At 41.5% G+C, this 19714-nt stretch carries 16 protein-coding genes and 1 pseudogene; 13 read left to right on the top strand and 4 right to left on the bottom strand.

Going from position 1 to position 19714, the window contains the following annotated elements; translation table 11 throughout:
- Positions 1-330: 330 nt before the first annotated feature.
- Positions 331-1683 carry a M23 family metallopeptidase gene (locus HNQ34_RS02960; RefSeq protein WP_183251382.1) on the bottom strand — a complete coding sequence of 451 codons (1353 nt, stop codon included), beginning with the start codon at positions 1681-1683 and terminating at the stop codon, positions 331-333.
- A gap of 669 nt (positions 1684-2352) precedes the next feature.
- Positions 2353-2733 carry a large conductance mechanosensitive channel protein MscL gene (gene mscL / locus HNQ34_RS02955; protein ID WP_183251380.1) on the bottom strand — a complete coding sequence of 127 codons (381 nt, stop codon included), beginning with the start codon at positions 2731-2733 and terminating at the stop codon, positions 2353-2355.
- A 365-nt stretch (positions 2734-3098) separates the two neighbouring features.
- Here mscL and hyi point away from each other — a divergent pair, with 365 nt between their 5' ends.
- Both hyi and HNQ34_RS02945 read left to right on the top strand, forming a co-directional pair.
- Positions 3099-3893, top strand: coding sequence for a hydroxypyruvate isomerase (gene hyi / locus HNQ34_RS02950; RefSeq protein ID WP_183251379.1), 795 nt, complete (start codon positions 3099-3101; stop codon positions 3891-3893).
- Between the two features lie 22 nt (positions 3894-3915).
- Positions 3916-4812, top strand: a complete 897-nt coding sequence (locus HNQ34_RS02945; RefSeq protein ID WP_183251377.1) for an NAD(P)-dependent oxidoreductase — start codon at positions 3916-3918, stop codon at positions 4810-4812.
- Positions 4813-4859: 47 nt separating this feature from the next.
- On the opposite strand, the gene HNQ34_RS02940 is transcribed toward HNQ34_RS02945, so the two are convergent.
- Positions 4860-5165, bottom strand: coding sequence for a zinc ribbon domain-containing protein (locus tag HNQ34_RS02940; RefSeq protein WP_183251375.1), 306 nt, complete (start codon positions 5163-5165; stop codon positions 4860-4862).
- 400 nt (positions 5166-5565) lie between these two features.
- Here HNQ34_RS02940 and HNQ34_RS02935 point away from each other — a divergent pair, with 400 nt between their 5' ends.
- From HNQ34_RS02935 to HNQ34_RS02920, 4 genes are all read left to right on the top strand, one after another.
- The gene (locus HNQ34_RS02935) at positions 5566-5973 is read left to right on the top strand and encodes an AbrB/MazE/SpoVT family DNA-binding domain-containing protein (RefSeq protein ID WP_246363765.1); all 408 of its coding nucleotides are present in this window, start codon (positions 5566-5568) and stop codon (positions 5971-5973) included.
- Positions 5960-6304, top strand: a complete 345-nt coding sequence (locus tag HNQ34_RS02930) for a type II toxin-antitoxin system RelE/ParE family toxin (protein ID WP_183251373.1) — start codon at positions 5960-5962, stop codon at positions 6302-6304. Before HNQ34_RS02935 ends, HNQ34_RS02930 begins: the two co-directional genes overlap by 14 nt.
- 320 nt (positions 6305-6624) lie before the next feature.
- Positions 6625-7593, top strand: coding sequence for an Rpn family recombination-promoting nuclease/putative transposase (locus HNQ34_RS02925; RefSeq protein ID WP_183251371.1), 969 nt, complete (start codon positions 6625-6627; stop codon positions 7591-7593).
- A 478-nt stretch (positions 7594-8071) separates the two neighbouring features.
- Positions 8072-9577: a malate:quinone oxidoreductase gene (locus HNQ34_RS02920; RefSeq protein WP_246363761.1), complete on the top strand. Its 1506-nt coding sequence runs from the start codon at positions 8072-8074 to the stop codon at positions 9575-9577.
- 171 nt (positions 9578-9748) lie between these two features.
- Here the strand turns inward: HNQ34_RS02920 and HNQ34_RS02915 are convergent, their stop codons facing one another.
- Positions 9749-10702, bottom strand: a complete 954-nt coding sequence (locus HNQ34_RS02915; protein WP_183251367.1) for a transcriptional regulator — start codon at positions 10700-10702, stop codon at positions 9749-9751.
- A 198-nt stretch (positions 10703-10900) separates the two neighbouring features.
- On the opposite strand from HNQ34_RS02915, the pseudogene HNQ34_RS02910 reads away from it, so the two are divergent.
- The 7 genes and pseudogenes from HNQ34_RS02910 to HNQ34_RS02880 all read left to right on the top strand — a co-directional run.
- Positions 10901-11074 (top strand): annotated as a pseudogene (locus tag HNQ34_RS02910) (PD-(D/E)XK nuclease family transposase); the annotation flags it as partial.
- Positions 11075-11234: 160 nt separating this feature from the next.
- A complete protein-coding gene (locus HNQ34_RS02905; RefSeq protein WP_183251366.1) occupies positions 11235-12374 on the top strand; it encodes a conserved virulence factor C family protein in 1140 nt (379 codons plus the stop codon).
- 416 nt (positions 12375-12790) lie between these two features.
- Complete coding sequence (locus tag HNQ34_RS02900; RefSeq protein WP_183251364.1) at positions 12791-14719, top strand: sigma-54-dependent Fis family transcriptional regulator; 1929 nt, start codon at positions 12791-12793, stop codon at positions 14717-14719.
- A gap of 220 nt (positions 14720-14939) precedes the next feature.
- Positions 14940-15926, top strand: coding sequence for a thiamine pyrophosphate-dependent dehydrogenase E1 component subunit alpha (locus tag HNQ34_RS02895; protein WP_183251362.1), 987 nt, complete (start codon positions 14940-14942; stop codon positions 15924-15926).
- Positions 15927-15951: 25 nt separating this feature from the next.
- Entirely contained in the window at positions 15952-16971 is a 1020-nt protein-coding gene (locus tag HNQ34_RS02890) for an alpha-ketoacid dehydrogenase subunit beta (protein WP_183251360.1), read from the top strand.
- A 28-nt stretch (positions 16972-16999) separates the two neighbouring features.
- The gene (locus HNQ34_RS02885; RefSeq protein WP_183251359.1) at positions 17000-18373 is read left to right on the top strand and encodes a dihydrolipoamide acetyltransferase family protein; all 1374 of its coding nucleotides are present in this window, start codon (positions 17000-17002) and stop codon (positions 18371-18373) included.
- Between the two features lie 313 nt (positions 18374-18686).
- On the top strand, positions 18687-19625 hold the full coding sequence (locus tag HNQ34_RS02880) for a LacI family DNA-binding transcriptional regulator (protein WP_183251357.1): 939 nt from the start codon (positions 18687-18689) through the stop codon (positions 19623-19625).
- Positions 19626-19714 lie beyond the last annotated feature (89 nt).

The following is a 19714-nucleotide window of genomic DNA, read 5'->3' as shown; positions in this document are numbered from 1 at the left end:
GCTGACGAAAAAGCAGACCCCCTATTTTTTCGACTGTCGGAGGCAAGTCTGTGACTGGCCTTCGTCACGCCTTCGCGTGACAGAGGACCGAACAACGAACCGCTTCACAGACAAATGCATTTATTTGTCTGGAAGCGGTGTTGTTCGGTTACCCGACAGTCGAAACATACCGATTACTCTATAAAAAAAAGACGAAAACGTTAAAGTTCCAAATAGAACGGAAACTTATATAGATTTAGTAGAACAAAAAAAGAGCTCCTTTCTTTAAGTGGAGTTTCCCAACTAAAAAAAGGAGCACGTTCTGACCAATTGTTCGATGCCAGCATTTGTTTAACGCAAATATTGTAAAAAATTCACTAATTTTCCGTTATTGTATAATTCAATATGCAAGTGAGTTCCGGTAGATTCTCCTGTTGACCCCATTGTACCTATTTTCGATCCTTTAGCAACCGTTTGTCCGCGTTTCACCGTAATGGAGTTCATATGGGCGTAAACCGTTTTAAATCCATTACGGTGATTGATCACTACTTTATTTCCGTAATCGCCATCCCAGCCGGCAAAAGTGACCGTTCCGTTGTCCGCTGCTAAAATAGGTGAACTGCTTGATCCAGCGATATCTGTTCCTTTGTGGAATTCGCCCCAGCGATAGCCCATTCTGCTTGAAATATACCCGCCTACTGTCGGCCAAGCGAAACGACCTGTCCCTCTAGAAGAAAGTACTTTTGTTCCTTTAATGACAATTTTCTTAACCGGTTCTTCGATGATCGTTTCGTTAATAACTTCTTTTTTTACGATCTGTCCATTTTTCTTCGTGAGTTGATAAAGAACTTCTTTTTGACCATTTTTTCCTTCTTGCGTTACTTTGATATCCCCTTTATACATCTTTTCATTAGGAATCGCTTCAATCTCATATGGGATCTCTTCGATTTGCCGGGCTTGCTCCTTGACAATGACATCAACGAGCGGTTGATAGACAGTGACATTAAGTTTTTGTCCAATTTGCAACAAGCTATCCACTTTAATGTCAGGGTTAAGTAGTAAAATTTGTTCTGTTGTTAAGTTATACTGTTTAGCAATCGTGCTTAATACTTCTCCTTCGCGAACGGTATGTATTTGCTCCTCAAGCGTTCCTTTTGCCACATAATTCACCGCATCTTCAACAGAAAGAACGTTTTCAGGCTCCACTTTTGCTTCTTTTATCACAGGCTTCGTGGAAAGCGAAACATCTAGTATATTGGTCTGTTCTTTTGGCTGAAGAGATGGGACGTATTTTGATTTTAATTGCTCGATAACCTTATTGGCATCCGTTTTATTTTTCACTGCTACGGAATGCTCACCAAACATGATTGTAACTGCATTTGCCTTAATTTTCAGTCTTTCATGAATCTGCTTAACAGACGCATCATCTGCAACTAGATGAGATGTTCGCTCCGCCTCATATGTAATTTTAGGAGCTGAAAAGGTTAACTGTGGATATTGTTTTTCGAGCTGCGTAATTTTCTGTTGAATCGCTTCTTCCACGATTTCTTTCTCGCTTACAGTACCAATCTCTTTGCCGTTTATTTTTACGTGATAAACGGTTTTTAGCGGCAGGTTGCTTTTATCCGCTTTCGCAAAGGAAAAGAAGGGAATTATCAACAAAAATACAATCGCAATCGGAACAAAATGAATTTTCTTCAACATAACCTAGACTCCTAATTTTTTTCTTATTAGTCGAGATCAAAACCCCTTCTTTATGGTAACATAAATTCGATAAGTTTCTACAAGATGTAATACAATTGTAAAGAAGTTATTATTGTTCTGTAACATTTACTTTTTTTCATGTGCACTAGACTATTTTAAAACGCATTCCTTATGATGAATTGCTTGAGTTTGCTATGCACCTTATCCAATCGAACAAAAAGTTCAAGAAAAAGCGTTTCGCTTTTTGGAAAATAAGGTTATTTAAACGATGAAGAACTGACGCGAAAACATTATAAAAATTTGTCGGAGCGGTTCATATCATTTCCGAGTTTATATAAATACAACTGGGAAGTTTAACTTATGGTTGACGAAAAAGCAGACTCCCTATTTTTTCGACTGTCGGAGTCAAGTCTGTGACCGACCTTCGTCACGCCTTCTCGTGACAGTGGACCGAACAACCAACCGCTTCACCGACAAATGTATTTGTCTGGAAGCGGTGTTGTTCGGTCACCCGACAGTCGAAACATACCGATTACTCCATAAAAGACGAAAACGTTAAAGTTCCAAATTTCATTTATGTAGCATGTACGACGGCGGGCTGGACGAACAGGAAGAGAGCGATGTCAACTAGTTTTTAATGGTTAATCAACACGCCTATTCTTTTTCAAGTTATTGTTTTTTCAACAAATCACGAATTTCCATAAGCAGTTCTTCTTGTTTTGTCAATGGTGGCGGTGCGGCTGTTTTTTCTTCTTGTTTTTTGCGTTGTTTCCATTTGTTTAGCATTTTTACAACGAGAAAAATGGAAAAGGCAACAATGAGAAAATCGACAACCGTTTGAATAAACATTCCATATTTTACAACCGCCTCGCCGATGGTAAACGATAAGTTGCTGAAATTAATTCCGCCAAGCAATAGCCCGACAAGCGGCATGACGATGTCATTAACAAGAGAAGAAACGATTTTATTAAAAGCTCCGCCGATAATGACCCCAATCGCCAAGTCGACAATATTCCCACGCATGGCAAACTCTTTAAACTCTTTTAGCATTACAAAGACACCTCCATTGCCCAAAAGTATAGCATATTTTTTGGATAAGTTCTTTTTGAAAATACAGATTATGCAAGAAATAACAGATCATTTTTTAGACTAATCGTTGAATGATCAATCAACGACCGTTTTCATAAACACCTCGTGTTTTTGGCAAGCAGGAAATAGCCGGCTACTGCTCGAAAATAAAGTATGTATCTCGTGAGGGGTAGCGTCAAAAGTTCTATGAAAACTCCACACGAACCATCCTATTGAGCATCGTGGGGCATGTCGAGAGCCGGATTCGCCCTTGACCAATACCCGCCAAAGGGGCGAAAGAGTCGTCAAGGGCGACGGGGACAAAAAAGAAGAAAGAGGGGGATTAAATGGATCAGTTTGCGGTCAACGTATCGACGATTTTTACAGAAGTGCCGTTTATCGAACGGTTTCAAAAGGTAAAAGAGTTCAGTTTTTCTCGCGTCGAATGCCAGTTTCCGTATAGTGAACGGACCGAACGAATCCGCGAAGAGCTGGAGAAACACCAGCTGTCGCTTGTGTTGATCAACTTGCCAGCGGGCAATTGGGAGAAAGGGGAACGCGGTTTGGCCATCTTCCCTGATCGAATCCATGAGTTCAAACAGTCGGTCGACGAAGGAATTCGTTATGCGACGTCGCTGAACGTTTCCTATCTTCATTGCATGGCCGGGGTGCTTCCACCGGAATTGGATAAGCAGCGCGCCAAGGAAACGTATATCGCCAACCTCCAATATGCGGCGGAAAAGCTGGCGCAGCACGGTCTGACGCTCTTGATTGAACCGATTAATCCGCATGACATGCCGGGTTATTTTTTGACAGACATTCGTGAGGCCGCTGAAATCATCAAGGAAGTCGGCATGCCGAACGTGAAGCTGCAATACGATTTTTATCATATGCAGCGAATACAAGGAAACTTAATGACGACGTTTCAGACGTATTTTTCGCTGATCGGCCACGTGCAAATTGCCGATGTTCCAGGACGGCATGAACCGGGGACGGGAGAAATTCATTACGAACGTATTTTTCAGTTTTTACAGTCATGTGGCTATAAAGGCGCGATAGGGTTAGAGTACATACCGCAGACAACGAGTGAAGCGAGCTTTGCATGGCGTTCTGCACACGTATTGGAACGTGAAAACAAATAGGTTCAAGGGGGAGTGAAGCGAGATGAAGATCGGATTTATTGGTGTCGGCGTCATGGGCGCAAGAATGGCCAAGCGGCTGCTTGCGGCTGGTTATGAAGTAGCGGTATATAATCGTTCTGTAGCGAAAACGGAGCCGCTCGTGCAATTAGGAGCGGTAAGAGAGGAAACGATTGCTGAACTAGCAAGCCGTTCCGACGTCATTTGTACGTGTTTATCGATGCCGGAGGATGTGGTGGATGTTTATTTGCGCGAAGACGGTGTCGTCAACCATGCGCGTCCGGGTTCAATTTGTCTTGATTTTACAACAGTAGGGCCCGATACAAGCAAGGTGGTGTCAGTGAAAGCGAAAGAAAAAGGAATAAGCTATTTGGATGCTCCGGTAAGCGGCGGGCCTGAAGGGGCGGAACAAGGAACGTTAACGATCATGGTTGGAGGCGAGCGCTCGGCATGGGAGCGCGTTTTGCCTTTGCTCCGCACTCTCGGGGAAACGGTCGAATATTTAGGTCCGAGCGGTTCGGGAAGCATCGCGAAGCTATTGAACCAATACCTTGTTGCCGTTCATTCGGTGGCGGCCGCGGAAGCGATGGTCACCGGCGTCGCTCTCGGTTTAGACGCCGAACAGCTTTATCGTATTTTAAAGGTGAGTTACGGGGAGAGCCGGATGTTGCGCCGGCATATGGAGCAATTCGTATTGAACCGTCAGTTTGCGCCGGGCGGAGCGGTGAAATATGTGCATAAAGACGTCCGGCTGGCGAACGAACTGCTAGAGACGGCTGGTATCACACAATTTACGGGCCAAGTCGCTGAACGGGCGTTTGCTCATGCGATCGAACAAGGATTAACCGATTTGGACATGTCTGCTGTCATTCAGCCGCTTGAAGATGTGTGCAAGGTGGTTGTGAAAAGACGGGGGATCTGATCAGAAGTAATTGTGAACGTTAAAATGGAGGCGCTTCATAGGCGCCTTTAAATATGTTTCCCGCATGTTGGACAAAAGTTAAAATCGCTTTGTACAGGATGGCCACAATATGGACAATACGAATGCTCGTGGTGCGATGAGCTTTTCCGTTTTTCGCCACTAAATTTTATATGAAGCGGATCTGGCTCTTCGTCGCTATCAACAATGCCGATGACGGACATGCGATTTTTCCCTGTCGCATTTTTATAGTGGTAGATGGCTTGAAAAATGCCGAGCCCAATAAAAACCAAACCGAATAAAGGGAAAAACTGTGTGGCAGGAAACGGCGATTCTTGCGTCATCGAGAACGCCATAATGGTCCAGAACACTCCAAATACAACGGCGGCGATACTCCCAACAAATCCTTGCAGCGAAGGTCCACGACCGGGTTTAATGCTTTTCTCTCCCTATACTTCTTTTTTACATTTATACTTCCTTAGCCGCCTTTTATCACGAGTTCATCCGTACACAAGGAAGAAAAAGAAATGGAGTAAGAAAAAGCGAGGATGTCTCAAAAGCGATTGGTCATCCTTTTCCGTGTAGCGAGTGGCAAAGCTATTTGAAGATGGTGATCTCCTTTTATTCCTTGTTAAGGTTTGGGGAAATCATTGTTTTTGTTTTTGATTAGTGATATCATAATGAGTAAAGAAATCAAGAATTTTTACAACAAAAAACAAGAAAAGTTGGTTAATTCTTTTCGAGGAGGGGAATAATATGGTACCATCAGATGTTGTGGCAAAGGGGAAGGTACCTATGGAGAATATCCCTAATCGTAAGAAGCATGCTGTGAAACGAATTGCTGTATCAAGCAAAAAACAAATTACGATACCGAAGGAGTTTTATGAACAATTAGGAATTGGGAACGAAGTATTAATTGAGTTAGCTGATAATAAATTAATTATTCGTCCGATTCACGGAGATTACTTTGACTTTTCCGATCTTATTTTAAAAGATCTTATCCAAGAAGGATACACAGGAGAAGAGCTATACAGAGAGTTTGTATACCGTAAATCGCAAATTGTTCCCGCATTAGAAACCATGATTTCTGAAGAAAGACCAAACGCCAAAACATATACATGGGATACGTTGGAGGATTTATTCAGCGAAAATGATGAAGAATAATCGCTTGCAATTACTCCCCAAGGCGGAAAAAGCCATCAAAAAGCTGACGAAAAAAGACCAAGCATTGAAACAACGTTTTAAAGAAGCCTTGCGAGAGATTCTTTCTAATCCATCTGAAGCTGGGGAAGCGAAAACAGGGGATTTGGCCGGGATTTACGGTTACGATATTCATTATCAAGGAATTTATTACGAAATTGCCTATTTTATTGATTTCGATGAGGACGGGAATGTAGTGGTTGTTGTCTTGGCGGGAACTCGCGAAAATTTTTATCATCAGCTTAAACGCTATATGAAAACGAACAACGTTAAACCACCTAAACAAAGATCATAAATACGTCTACTATGTTCCAATGTAACCGAAGCATTGGATGCGGTGCCTGTCACGCCCCGAGGATTGTCGAGATTTGTAGAAACACAGATTCATAGCATGGCTCTCTGTTTTGCATGTGTGCTCCTCAAAATCTGTTCCCTTGCCAAACAAATAAACACAAAATTCATTTTCCCCTCATTAAAAAGCCAATTTCCCTGACTTTTTTGCTTTTTATCGCAAAAAAAGAACGCTAGAAAATCCATTTTCCTCATTTGCATTTCCCTTATTCCTCTATTTTAATCAAGTTGTACTCTCCTACATTCCACGAAAGGATGATCCTCATGCAATACCTCGATTTGAAAATGGATTTTATGTTTAAGCAGCTGTTTGGCCATCCGAGCCGAAAGTCGATTACGATGGCGTTTTTAAACGCGCTGTTGCATCGGACAGGGGACGACCGAATCGTCGATGTCCAATTCGAAAACACTGAGCTGACGAAAGAAACGGAAGATGGGAAAATGAGCCGGCTGGACGTATTGGTACTAACGGATCGCGGCGAACGGATCAACGTCGAAATTCAAGTTGTTAACCAACACGATATGCCGGAACGCGTGCTATATTACTGGGCGCGGCTGTTTTCATCTTCGCTTTCGAAAGGAGAAGGGTATTTCGCGCTTCCGCCGACGATTATGATCGTCATCCTCAATTATCCGCTCTTTCCTCACGAAACCGATCGCTTTCACACTGTGTTTCATATTCGCGAAGACGAGGAACAGTTCCTCTGGAGCCCGCACCTTGAATTCCATGTGATTGATTTGTCACAATTTATGGTAAAATGGAAGAAATACCGCCGAGAAATGGAACGATCGTCCGAATGGCCGTGGCTCATGATGTTATCGGCAGTGGATGGCCAAAAAAGAGTAGCGAACGAAAATATTTTAACCGAATTGGAGGCGATGGCGATGAACGAACAAGAAATTCGCGAAGCGTTGGAAGAATGGGAAAATTTGAGCGTTAATCCGGAAAACCGGTACGAATACGAAATGCGGCTCAAGTGGCTACGCGATCAGTTATCCAACATCCAAGGCGAACGGAGGGCGGGGTTGGAAGAAGGATTGAAAAAAGGGATGGAAAAAGGTTTGAAGCAAGGTCTGGAAGAAGGGTTAAAGCAAGGAATGAAAGAAGGAATGAAAGAAGGAATGAAACAACTTGTTCGCAATATGGCGGAAAAAGGAATGACGGCGAAGGAGATTGCGAATCTTACGAATCTAACGGAAGAAGAGGTTCAACATCTACTTAAAGATTGGTAGGTGTCTGGTATTTATGAAGAGAGCCATCCTCAGCTCTCTTCGCTTTTTTGTGAGGAAACTATGCCATAAAATTCCATTTTCCCGATTTTCTTTTTTCTTCTTCCCCTGTTTTAATCAAACTGTATGTGCTAAATTTCCCACGATAGTTTCGGTTCTTTTCCCTGTCGACTATTTAAACCTCTAGGGACGAAAAAGTTTTAGAGGTTTTTATAAATCATGCTGACAAAATATACAACTATTTTGTAAAATCAATATTAAGAAACTATTGTTGGCTACTGTCATTGGAGCAACGATTTATTATGTAATAAAACGTTTAATTGTATAACTATATTTTTGAATTATAAATAATAGTGACATACTATAATGTAATTGTGTTATAATTAATCTAGAAAAGGTTATGCTAGATCGTAGTCTGAATTGCTGTGAGCGAGATCGCTTACATGCTTTTTGTAAATCTTATAGCGTAAGGATGGTAAATATGGCAAGCAAACAAACTAGAACAGATGTGATCTTAATTGGTGCTGGAATCATGAGTGCGACTTTAGGAACGCTACTAAAAGAATTAGCGCCGGACTGGGAAATTACAGTATTTGAAAGACTCGAAAACGCAGGAGAAGAAAGCTCGAATGAATGGAATAATGCGGGAACGGGTCATGCAGCACTTTGTGAACTTAATTACACAGTCGAAAAACCGGATGGGTCTGTAGACGTCAGCAAAGCGATCAAAATTAATGAACAGTTTCACGTTTCTTTGCAGTTTTGGTCTTATCTTGTGCAAAATAACCGCATTCGTAATCCAAAAGACTTTATCATGCCGTTGCCGCATATGAGTTTCGTCCAAGGGGAACAAAATGTCGCATTTTTAAAGAAACGTTTTGAAGCGTTGGCTAACAATCCGTTGTTTAAAGGAATGGAATTTTCCGATGATCCGCAAAAGCTAAAAGAGTGGATTCCGCTTATGATGGAAGACCGCATCGTAACGGAACCGATTGCAGCAACAAAAATCGAAGCGGGAACGGACGTCAACTTCGGTGCGTTAACGCGCATATTGTTTGACCACTTAAAGAGTAAAAACGTCGATATCAGATACAGACATCATGTTGATGACATCAAACGGACAAGCGGTGGCTTGTGGGAGTTAAAAGTGCGTAATTTAGACAGCGGGGAAGTCGAATATTATACGGCGAAATTCGTCTTTATCGGCGCCGGCGGTGGAAGCTTGCACTTGTTGCAAAAATCCGGCATTCCTGAAGGAAAAGGAATTGGAGGATTTCCGGTAAGCGGACTATTTATGGTGTGCAATAATCCAGAGGTTGTAAAGCAGCACCATGCAAAAGTTTACGGCAAAGCGAAGGTTGGCGCTCCGCCAATGTCTGTTCCGCACCTTGATACGAGATTTATCGACAATCAAAAAATGTTGCTATTTGGACCGTTTGCTGGCTTCTCACCGAAATTTTTAAAGAACGGTTCCATGTTTGACTTAATCACTTCCGTCAAGCCGCATAATCTTTTGACGATGCTAGCGGCAGGGGCGAAAAACATGGCGTTAACAAACTACTTAATTCAACAAGTGCTTTTATCAAAAGAACAGCGCATGGAAGAGTTGCGCGAATTTATTCCAAATGCGAAAAGCGAAGATTGGGATCTCATCGTCGCAGGACAGCGCGTGCAAGTCATTAAAGATACGGAAGCTGGCGGCAAAGGAACGCTTCAATTTGGCACGGAAGTTGTTAGTGCGGCTGATGGTTCGATCGCGGCATTGCTCGGCGCTTCACCAGGCGCTTCGACTGCCGTTCATGTCATGCTTGAAGTCATCACAAAATGCTTCCCTGAGCATATGAAAGAGTGGGAACCGAAATTGAAAGAAATGATTCCTTCTTACGGCGTGTCGCTTATGGAAAACGAAACGCTTTTGCGCGAAATTCAAACGTTAACCGCACGAACGCTTGGCCTAAAAAAAAGCTTGCCGCTACAGATAGCCTAACGATGCGTGTACGATCACACACCAGAATAGGTCGAAGCTAACAAGCGATCAAGAAGGGGAAGATGCTATACAGACGCAGCATGCTGCGAGGGAGAAAAGGAAAGCACTAGGAAAGCCTAGTGCTTTTTCTTACATGACTGTGGATGCAAGATGTGCTGCTATTTCACGTCGTTAGTTCTTTGTTTCTTTCGCCAACTCTGCCACTTCATCAATTGATAAACCTGTTCGTTTTGCAATTTCGGTAATTGGCAAAATATCAAGCAAGTTTTTGGCGATTTCTAATGCGGTATGTTTAGCGGCTTTTTTGGCTTCTTCTGCTGCTTTTTTCATCGCTTCTTCTGTTGCTTTTTTCATCGCTTCTTCTGCTGCTTTTTTCGCCGCCTCTTCCGCCGCTTTCTTTACCGCTTCTTCTTTTTCTTGTTCGAAAAGACGTAAGACTTTCGTCATTTTGATCCACTCCTTTATTTTTTTAGCATATTCTTCATCAATAAACTTGTCTGTCGCTGTCAAAATACCAGCAATCACGTGTAGTTGTGTTTGTTCATCGTTGATTTCTTTTGTGAGGCTGATCGTTTTTTCAATCATTGTTTGCCGGTCATGCTTGCTGTGCATGAGCGGAACAAGAATGAGTTTCATCGTTTCTTCTAGGGTTAACGTTTTGTTTTGTCGGATTTTTTTTTCAATGGTATGCAAAACTGCATCTCCATTATATTCACATAATAACACGGCTTTTGAAGAAACTTTAACATCTCCTGCATGCAACAGCTCTTTTGCGTTCGTGACATCGCTTGTGTAAATGACAACAATCCGAATGTGTTTGATTTGCTTCTGTTCTTTGTAGTATTTGTACAAAATGCGATAGGCATAATCGAGGTACTTTAAGTGATTTTCAACGACGCGGGAATTGCTTTCGTATTCGAGCATGAGAATGGAGCCATCTTCTAGGAGAAAGAGCGTGTCTGAACGTTTTTCATCAGCCCGCACCATCGGATATTCATTTGGTAGCAATTGCTTAATTTTTGATAGATCATGAAGTCCATACACTTCAAGAGCTTGGTTTTCATACAATTCACTTAACGATTTAAACAAAATGTCTTTCGCTTGATACGATATCCCTTCCGCCATTCTTTCCCACTCCTGGTTTTACTATATATTATACGTCTTTTCAGCAGATAGCGGAAGTATATGGATAGTGGGGTGTGGGGGTGTTTATAAATTAGCAAACAGCCTTTTTTCCAACAAAAAACTTCCTATAAGCTAGGGGAATTTATTTAGGTCGTGGCATCTGTCACGCCCCGAAGAAGGATGTTTGCGTCCGGAAGATATTGGACACGGTTGTTTTCGCAATCTCTTGCAAAAGGACAAGAATACGCAGAGCTTCCGCCGACGATTATGATCGCAAGCCTCAACTATCCTCTATTCTCTCACGAAACCGATCACTTCCATACCGTGTTTCACATCCGTGAAGATGAAGGACATTTCCTTTGGAGCCACCATTCAATCTTAAACTTTTGCTTTTCTTTCCTCATTCCGCTTTAATAAAACTGTACCGCTATTTCTCCCTAAAGCTCTCTCGAAAGAAATGCTTTTATTTGAAAAGGAAATGGGTATAGCGGAATTTATGAATATGCTTCATATTGAGAGGAGAGGGAAACTGATGAAGATTCAATCGATTGAACCGACGCCAAGTCCAAATACAATGAAAGTGCTGCTCGATGAAGAGCTTCCATTTGGAACAAGCCACAACTACAAGCCGGACCAAGTTGAAAATGCCCCGGCCATCATCCAGCAATTAATGAAAATCGAAGGCGTTAAAGGCATTTATCATGTGGCCGATTTTTTAGCCATTGAACGGCATCCGAAATATGATTGGAAAGCGATTTTAACAAAAGTGCGCGAAGTGTTTGGGGAACAGGTGAATGATCTTCCAGACAACGAGTCCGTGCGCAATGAGCATTTTGGCGAAGTGAAAGTATATGTACAAATGTTGTATGGCTTGCCGATGCAAGTGAAGTTAACGGACGGGCAAGAAGAGAGACGGGTCGGTTTGCCGAAGCCGTTTATCGATGCGGTGCTAGAAGCGCAAAAACATGCCAGCAATATTGTCGTTGAACGAAAATGGGTCGAAAAAGGTGTTCGGTACGGAACATTTGAAGAAATCGGTGCGGAAATTGTCGAGGAGTTGTCTGCCGCCTATCCGCCGGAACGGTTGGAGCGGTTCGTGCAAATGTTTAAAAGAGGCGAGCAGGCGAAAACGCAAAAACGAGTGAGTTTTCAAGTGACGGAGCAAATGCTCGATGATCCAGACTGGACAAAACGATATGCGGCTTTGGAACAGATGGCAGAGCCGACGGAAGAAGATTTGCCGGTATTGGCGAAGGCGTTAAAAGACGAAAAAGTGGCGATTCGCCGCTTGGCGACTGCTTATTTAGGGATGATTGGCGGCAAAAAAGTGCTCCCGTATTTGTATGAAGCACTAAAGGATCAAGCGGTCTCTGTGCGCCGTACCGCCGGGGACTGTCTGTCTGATATTGGTGATCCTGAAGCGATACCCGTCATGATCGAGGCGCTGAAAGATCCAAGCAAATTAGTTCGCTGGCGCGCGGCGATGTTTTTATACGAAATTGGTGATGAATCAGCTCTTCCTGCTTTAAAAGCGGCAGAAAATGATCCGGAATTTGAAGTAAGCATGCAAATAAAGATGGCGATTGAACGAATCGAGGGCGGCGAAGAGGCAAAAGGATCCGTTTGGAAGCAAATGACGGAAAGCAGAAGAAAAGGAAATAGTGGTGAATGATCAAAAAACGGCAACGAAATTGCAAATCGGTGCCTGTGCATCGAAAAGTAGACAATATAAATTCGATTTATGCAAAGGAATCAGAGCTAAATAGCGCTGGTTCCTTTCTTTTCTCGTTTATTCTCGTGGCACCCCATATTGTTAAAACAGTTTGTTTTGGAATTTATGATGGTAAACAGTCTAATCTCCAACTTCATTTGTTAAAGGTTCTTAAATGAACTTTTTGAAGGCAGTGCTTTTTATTTAGAGAGAGTAGGTTTTGATAGCATTCGAGGGTATTTTATTCGTCTTTTTTGACATGATACTAACTTTCAGTGCTACAATATAGAAAAGTAGCTCTGATGAATCTTTATACATTGAACAAAATCTTCATCGATAGACCACCAACCATTGGCATGCTGTGGAGGTGTTTTTGTGTGAAGAGCGGGCGAGAGGGTGTTAAAGAAATGTGGAAGCGCTTTATTTTCCAGGATGAAATAGATGAAAGGCTTTCTCCTATTATTCGAGACTCTTGGATTCGGTCAAAAAAATGGGAGGTCGACCCTTTCCAACGGCACGGCTGCATTAAAAAAATTGAAGCAGAACGGTACAAAAATCTTATTGATTGGTCCATGCCGTTAATGGAAGGTCTTTATTCGATAGTAAAGGGATCTGGATTTTTAGTCATTCTTTGCAATGAAAAAGGACAACTATTAAAATCAATCGGTGATGCCGACACGCTGTTAATGGCGGATAAAATAGGTTTTGTTGAGGGAGCTGATTGGAGCGAACGAGTGATGGGGACTAATGCCATTGGCACATCGATTGTGATCGATCAACCTGTACAGATATTTGCTGAGGAGCATTATTCGCAAATATGCCAATCATGGACTTGTTCTGCCGCCCCGATTCATGATTCAAAAGGCACTATTATTGGGGTGTTGAATGTTTCCGGTCCATACGAAAAGGTGCATCCACACACATTGGGAATGGTGGTTTCAGCAGTCAAAGCTATTGAGTATCAATTAAGATTAAATGAAAATACAGAAAAAAATATTATGATGCAACGATTTTTAGAAGCGACAACGAATAATATGAAAGAAGGTATTCTCATTATCGATACGGAAGGAAAAATTATAAAAGCAAACGATCAACTGAAAAAGCTTCTTTGTCTTGGACAAACACAGTTAGAAGGTAAAAAAATCGATGAATTTTTTACAAATAAATCCATCATTTCTAATAAGCCTGTTTATGTACAAAATCAAGAACTTCATTTAAAAATAGAGCCATCAAGAAATGTTCATCATGTAATGATCGATAAAATTCCCATTTATAAAGACAGCCATTGGATCGGTTCAATGATTATGATGAAAGAAATCGAAAAAGTGCGCCAATTTGTCAATCGCTTATCTGGAAACCAAGCAAAAATAACGTTTGATGATATTATTGGACAGCATCCTCATTTTATTCAAAAACTAAATGAAGCAAAACTTGCTGCGGCAACCGATTCGAATGTGTTAATATTAGGGGAAAGCGGAACGGGAAAGGAAATGCTCGCACAAGCCATCCATAATGCAAGCAAAAGAAAAAATAAGCCATTTATTGCTATTAATTGTGGCGGAATTCCGCGCGATCTTCTTGGCAGTGAGTTGTTTGGTTATGTTGAAGGCGCTTTCACCGGAGCAAAAAAGGGAGGAAGTGCCGGAAAATTTGAACTTGCTGACGGCGGCACGCTCTTTTTAGATGAAATCGGTGAAATGTCTTTGGAAATGCAGGTTCTTCTTTTACGGGTGATTCAGGAAAAAGAGGTGATGCGAATCGGTGGTCATAAAGTGATCCCGGTCGATGTTCGAATTATTGCAGCGACGAACAAAAATCTTCGTGAGGAAGTCCAAAAGGGAAGCTTTAGAGAAGATCTGTTCTTTCGACTTAATGTTATGCCGATTATTTTACCTTCTTTACGGGAAAGAAAAGAGGACATTCCTCTTCTCGCTAAATATTTTATCAGCAAACTTTGCAACAAGTTAAATAAACCGTTTCCGGAAATTAGACAGGACTTTTTGCAAGCTCTTATTCAATATGACTGGCCGGGAAATATTCGCGAATTGCAAAATATATTAGAAAGAACACTAAACAGAAACACAAAACCATTTTTATCTGCAAAAGATCTACCAGAAGAATTGTTTCAACCGTTTTTATCTCAAGCAAAAGAAGAATTGGAAATTCATAAAGACGATATCAAAAAACGATCTCTTATCCGAGCATTGCACTTATTTAACGGAAACGTAACTAAAGCAGCAGAACATTTAGGTATCTCTAGAAGTACTTTTTATCGGCAAATGAAAAAATATCAAATTTCTTATTAATCAATTTATTGTTTCATTTTGTGTCAAATTGTATCAATATGTAGCAACAAAGTGTTCCAAAATGGGACACTTTGTTGCATTTTTACTGTCTTATAACATTTTGATAGCGGAATGATGTACGTTACGGTAAATGAATATGTGCATTCGTTTATGTTGGCATACTTTTTGCATTATAAATATAAATGAAAGCGCTTTATTTTAAATAAAGGAGGAGAGGTAATTGGTAATTTCTGTGGATCATCTTACTTGGATGTACGAAACAATGTACAAAATTCGTTATTACGAGGACAAAATGGCCGAAGCGTATGCCGAAGGAAAAAATCCTGTCTTTAATATCGGTGCAGGGCCTGTACCGGGTGAAATGCATCTCGCAACGGGACAGGAACCGGCTGCCGTCGGCATATGTGTTCATCTAAAAAAAGAAGATACGGTAACGTCGCCGCACCGTCCGCATCATCACGCGATCGCAAAAGGAGTTGACTTAAACCGAATGACCGCCGAAATTTTTGGGAAAGTGACTGGACTCGGCAAAGGAAAAGGCGGGCATATGCATTTATTTGATCCAGATGTCAAATTTTCTTGCGGCGGGATTGTCGGAGCGGGCATTCCCCATGCGCTTGGCGCAGCGCTCGCCGCAAAGAAAAAAGGAACGGATTGGGTAGCGGTTGCTTTTATTGGAGAAGGAGCTGCCAATCAGGGAGCTTTCCACGAATCTTTAAATATGGCGGCACTGTGGAATTTGCCTCTGATTGTCGTGATTGAGAACAATCAATACGGAATTTCTGTCCCTAAATCCGCATCCACGTCCGTTCCATCCAATGATATAAGAGCAGTCGCTTACGGAATGAAAGGATATTATGTGAAAGATAATGACCCGATCGAAATGTACGACGTTTCAAAGGAAGCGGTGGAACGGGCGAGAAAGGGAGAGGGACCATCGATTATTGAAATTGAAACGTATCGTTATTTAGGGCATTTCCAAGGAGATCCGGAACTTTATAGAGACAAAAATGAAGTTACCTTACTAAGAGAAAAAGATCCGATTATTCGCATGCGCCAATTCCTAATCACAGAATATGGAATAGAAGAACAGCGGCTGATCGAATTGGAAAATAAGGCAAAGCAGGAAGTCGAATCCGCCTATCAGTTCGCGCGCGAAAGTGATGATCCGAACCCGGAAGACGCTTTAAACGATTTGTTTGTCTAAACCATTATAGAAAGGGGTTGTAAACATGCAAAAAACAAAGCAACGCTTATTAACGGGAAATAAAGCGATTGCCGAAGCGATTCGATTAGAAATGGAAAGAGATCCGAATGTATTGGTCATGGGAGAGGATGTCGGTATATACGGCGGGATATTCGGGGCAACGGAAGGATTATTTCAACAGTTCGGCCCTGAAAGAGTGATGGATACGCCGATTTCCGAAACGGCTTTTATTGGAGCGGCCATTGGAGCGGCGGCCGAAGGAATGCGGCCGATTGTCGAATTAATGTTCGTCGATTTTTTCGGCGTTTGTATGGACCAAATTTATAACCATATGGCAAAAATTCCGTATATGTCAGGAGGCCGTGTCAAGCTACCAATGGTATTAATGACGGCCGTTGGCGGGGGATATAGTGATGCGGCCCAGCATTCACAAACGTTATATGCCACTTTTGCTCATTTGCCAGGAATGAAAGTGGTCGCGCCATCCACTCCATATGATTTGAAAGGAATGATGATTTCTGCCATCCGGGACGATAATCCAGTTGTGTTTATGTTTCATAAAACGTTGCAAGGGTTGGGATGGATGGACCAATTAGACGCATCAGTTGGACATGTTCCAGAAGAAGCATATACCGTGCCAATCGGCAAGGCAAAAGTAGTAAGAGAAGGAACGGACATTACGATTGTAGGAATCCAAATGACGACTCATCATGCTTTAGAAGCTGCTAAAAAATTAGAACAACATGGAATTCAGGCAGAAGTGATCGATTTGCGTTCACTCGTTCCGTTAGACCGCGAAACGATTCTTCAATCGATTAAAAAGACGCATCGTTTATTGGTAGTCGATGAAGATTACTTATCATACGGCATGACGGCAGAAATCGCTGCGATCGCAGCTGAAGATGGCTTATATGATTTAGAGGCACCAGTCAAACGATTGGCTGTTCCAGATGTGCCGATTCCATACAGCCGTCCGCTTGAACAGTTTGTTTTACCAAATGCCGATAAAATTTTTCACGAAGCAATGAAACTAGTCAATGAATAAACGCGATTTCTAATATAGGAGGCAGCCTATGTTAATCGAAGTAAAATTACCGCGACTATCTGATGATCATGATGAAAGTTTAATCACCTTCTGGCATGTTTCAGAAGGGGATGCAGTCGAAAAAGGCGATACGCTTGTGGAAGTTCAAACAGAGAAAGCGGTTTCGGAAATTGAAGCTCCGGAGTCAGGGATCGTCAAAGAAATTAGAAAAAAAAGAGCGGACACGGCTGCGGTTGGGGAAGTATTGGCCATCATTGAAACAACTAATGACAGATTAATTGAAACCACTAATGAAACAACCCGTGTCGCAGAGGAACAGCCAAAAGTTGTACAAGAGGTTTTTGAGGAGAGAAAAGCGACTCCGCGTGTAAAAAAATTAGCGAGAGAACTCGGGGTAGATTGGCGCCTTGTCATTCCAACCGGTCCTAACGGCAAGGTTACAGAAGAAGATATTCGAAACGCGGTGAAGAAAAGCGAAGAAAAGGAAAAACCATCAAACCAATTTTTCATCGCAACACCATCCGTACGCAAATTTGCGCGAGAACATAATGTCAGCCTTGAAGAAGTGACGCCGACCGGTCCTAACGGAAGAATACTCAAAAGCGATATTGAGGCTATCATCGCCAAACGAAAATTAGAACAAACAGAAACGGAAAACGAAGCGGTAGCCGGTAAGGAAAGAACAAAGGAAGAGGTGAGCATGCAAGCTCAACGAACAATCCCGCTTACCGGAATTCGAAAAATGATCGCAAAGGCGATGGTTCATTCGAAATCCGTGATCCCGCATGTGACTCATTTTGATGAGGCCAATGTAACAAAGCTTGTGTCCCATCGCGAAAGGGTAAAACCATTTGCCGATGAAGAAGGAATTAAGCTCACTTATCTCGCTTATGTAGTTAAGGCGTTAACAGCTGTGCTCAAAAAATATCCGATGTTAAATGCTTCATTGGATGATGAACGAGAAGAAATCATCTTAAAGGATGAATATCATATCGGCTTTGCCGCTGACACTGACCGCGGCCTTGTCGTGCCAGTGATTAAACACGCCGACCAAAAGTCGTTATTCCAAATCGCCAAAGAAATTCAAGAGCTTGCGAAAAAAGCAAAAGAAGGTTCCATCAAAGTGGATGAAATGACGGGATCTACGTGTACAATATCGAATATCGGCTCAGTCGATGGTTCTTGGTTTACCCCAATTATCAATCATCCAGAATCATGTATTTTAGGCATTGGCAGAATTGTGAAAAAACCGATTGTCGTCCATCATTCAATTGAAATCGCACCGATGATGGCCTTATCGCTCAGCTATGACCATCGTTTGATTGACGGCGTTTTAGCCCAAAAAGCTTTAAACGAACTTAAAAAATCTTTAAGCGAGCCGGATCTGTTGTTTGTAAAATAAAAATCTCTGCATAATATTGTTCAAACTAATAGAAATTAAAGATAAGCCCCGGGGGAATACGTCCGGGGTTTTTGGTTACTTTTCATTTGTTGAGCCCCTGATTGCCAATGGATAGATAAACGCGGCTCTCTCATTGCTGAACGTATCATAAAAGCAATTTTCAAGAAATACTAAATGAAACTAAAAATATTCAAAATATTATAAATGCATATAGTATTAAAATTAATAAAAAAATAGTTGCAATTCTAAATGTAATCGATTACAATAATCTCAGAATTAAGATAAATTTCATTTTAGGAAACGGAGATATGAAATGGTAACGATCAGTGATGTTGCAAAATTAGCTAATGTTTCTACAGCTACTGTTTCCAGAGTTTTAAGCAATTCCGGAAATGTGAAAAAGGAAACGACAGAAAAAGTTTTAGAAGCGATCCAAAAACTAAATTATCAACCAAATATATTAGCTAGACAGCTGCGAAAATTGGAAACAAAAACAATACTTGTTGTCGTACCAGATATTACGAACACATTTTTCTCAAAGATATTGAGAGGAATAGAACATGTGGCAATTGAAAACGATTACGAAGTCCTTCTTGGGGACACAGGTAATAATGTAGAACGCGAAAGAGTATATTTAGATATATTGCGCCAGAAAAAAGCAGATGGAATGATTTTGTTAACAGCGAGACTTGAATCTCATTTGTTAGAGGAGATTGCAAGTGAATTTCCTGTTGTTCTCGCGTGTGAGTACTTGGAAGGATCAACAATTCCAACTGTTTCCATAGATAATGTAAGCAGTGCAAGAAAAGCTACAGAGTACTTAATCAATTTAGGACATCGAAGAATTGGTTTTATATCCGGCCCTCTAAATGTTATATTAAGTCGTGATCGATTAAAGGGATTTCGGCAGGCTATGGCACAACATAATATTCCGATAGAGTCATTTTTAGTGCAAGAAGGCGACTTTTCTTTTGAAAGCGGCTATAACATGATGATGAAATTTTTAGCACTTGATCAACCTCCAACAGCTGTTTTTGCTGCTAATGACGAAATGGCGATTGGGGCGATAAAGGCAATCAAATCTAAAGGATTACGCGTACCGGATGACATTTCGGTTGTTGGATTTGACGATATACAATTTGCATCTATTTATGAGCCAGCACTAACTACCATCTCACAGCCGATGTTTGAAATAGGAAAGAAAGCAATGGAGTTATTAATAAAACTAATTAATAAAGATCAATTACTGTAGTTGAGCAAATTTACTAACATAAATTTACATCCAAACAAAAAAGGAGACATGAACCCGACTCCTTGGTTAAAATAGATGTGCTAACCAAC

The sequence above is a fragment of the Anoxybacteroides tepidamans genome (assembly GCF_014201465.1).
Lineage (GTDB): Bacteria > Bacillota > Bacilli > Bacillales > Anoxybacillaceae > Anoxybacteroides > Anoxybacteroides tepidamans.
This window is presented reverse-complemented; position numbering and strand designations above follow the sequence as displayed.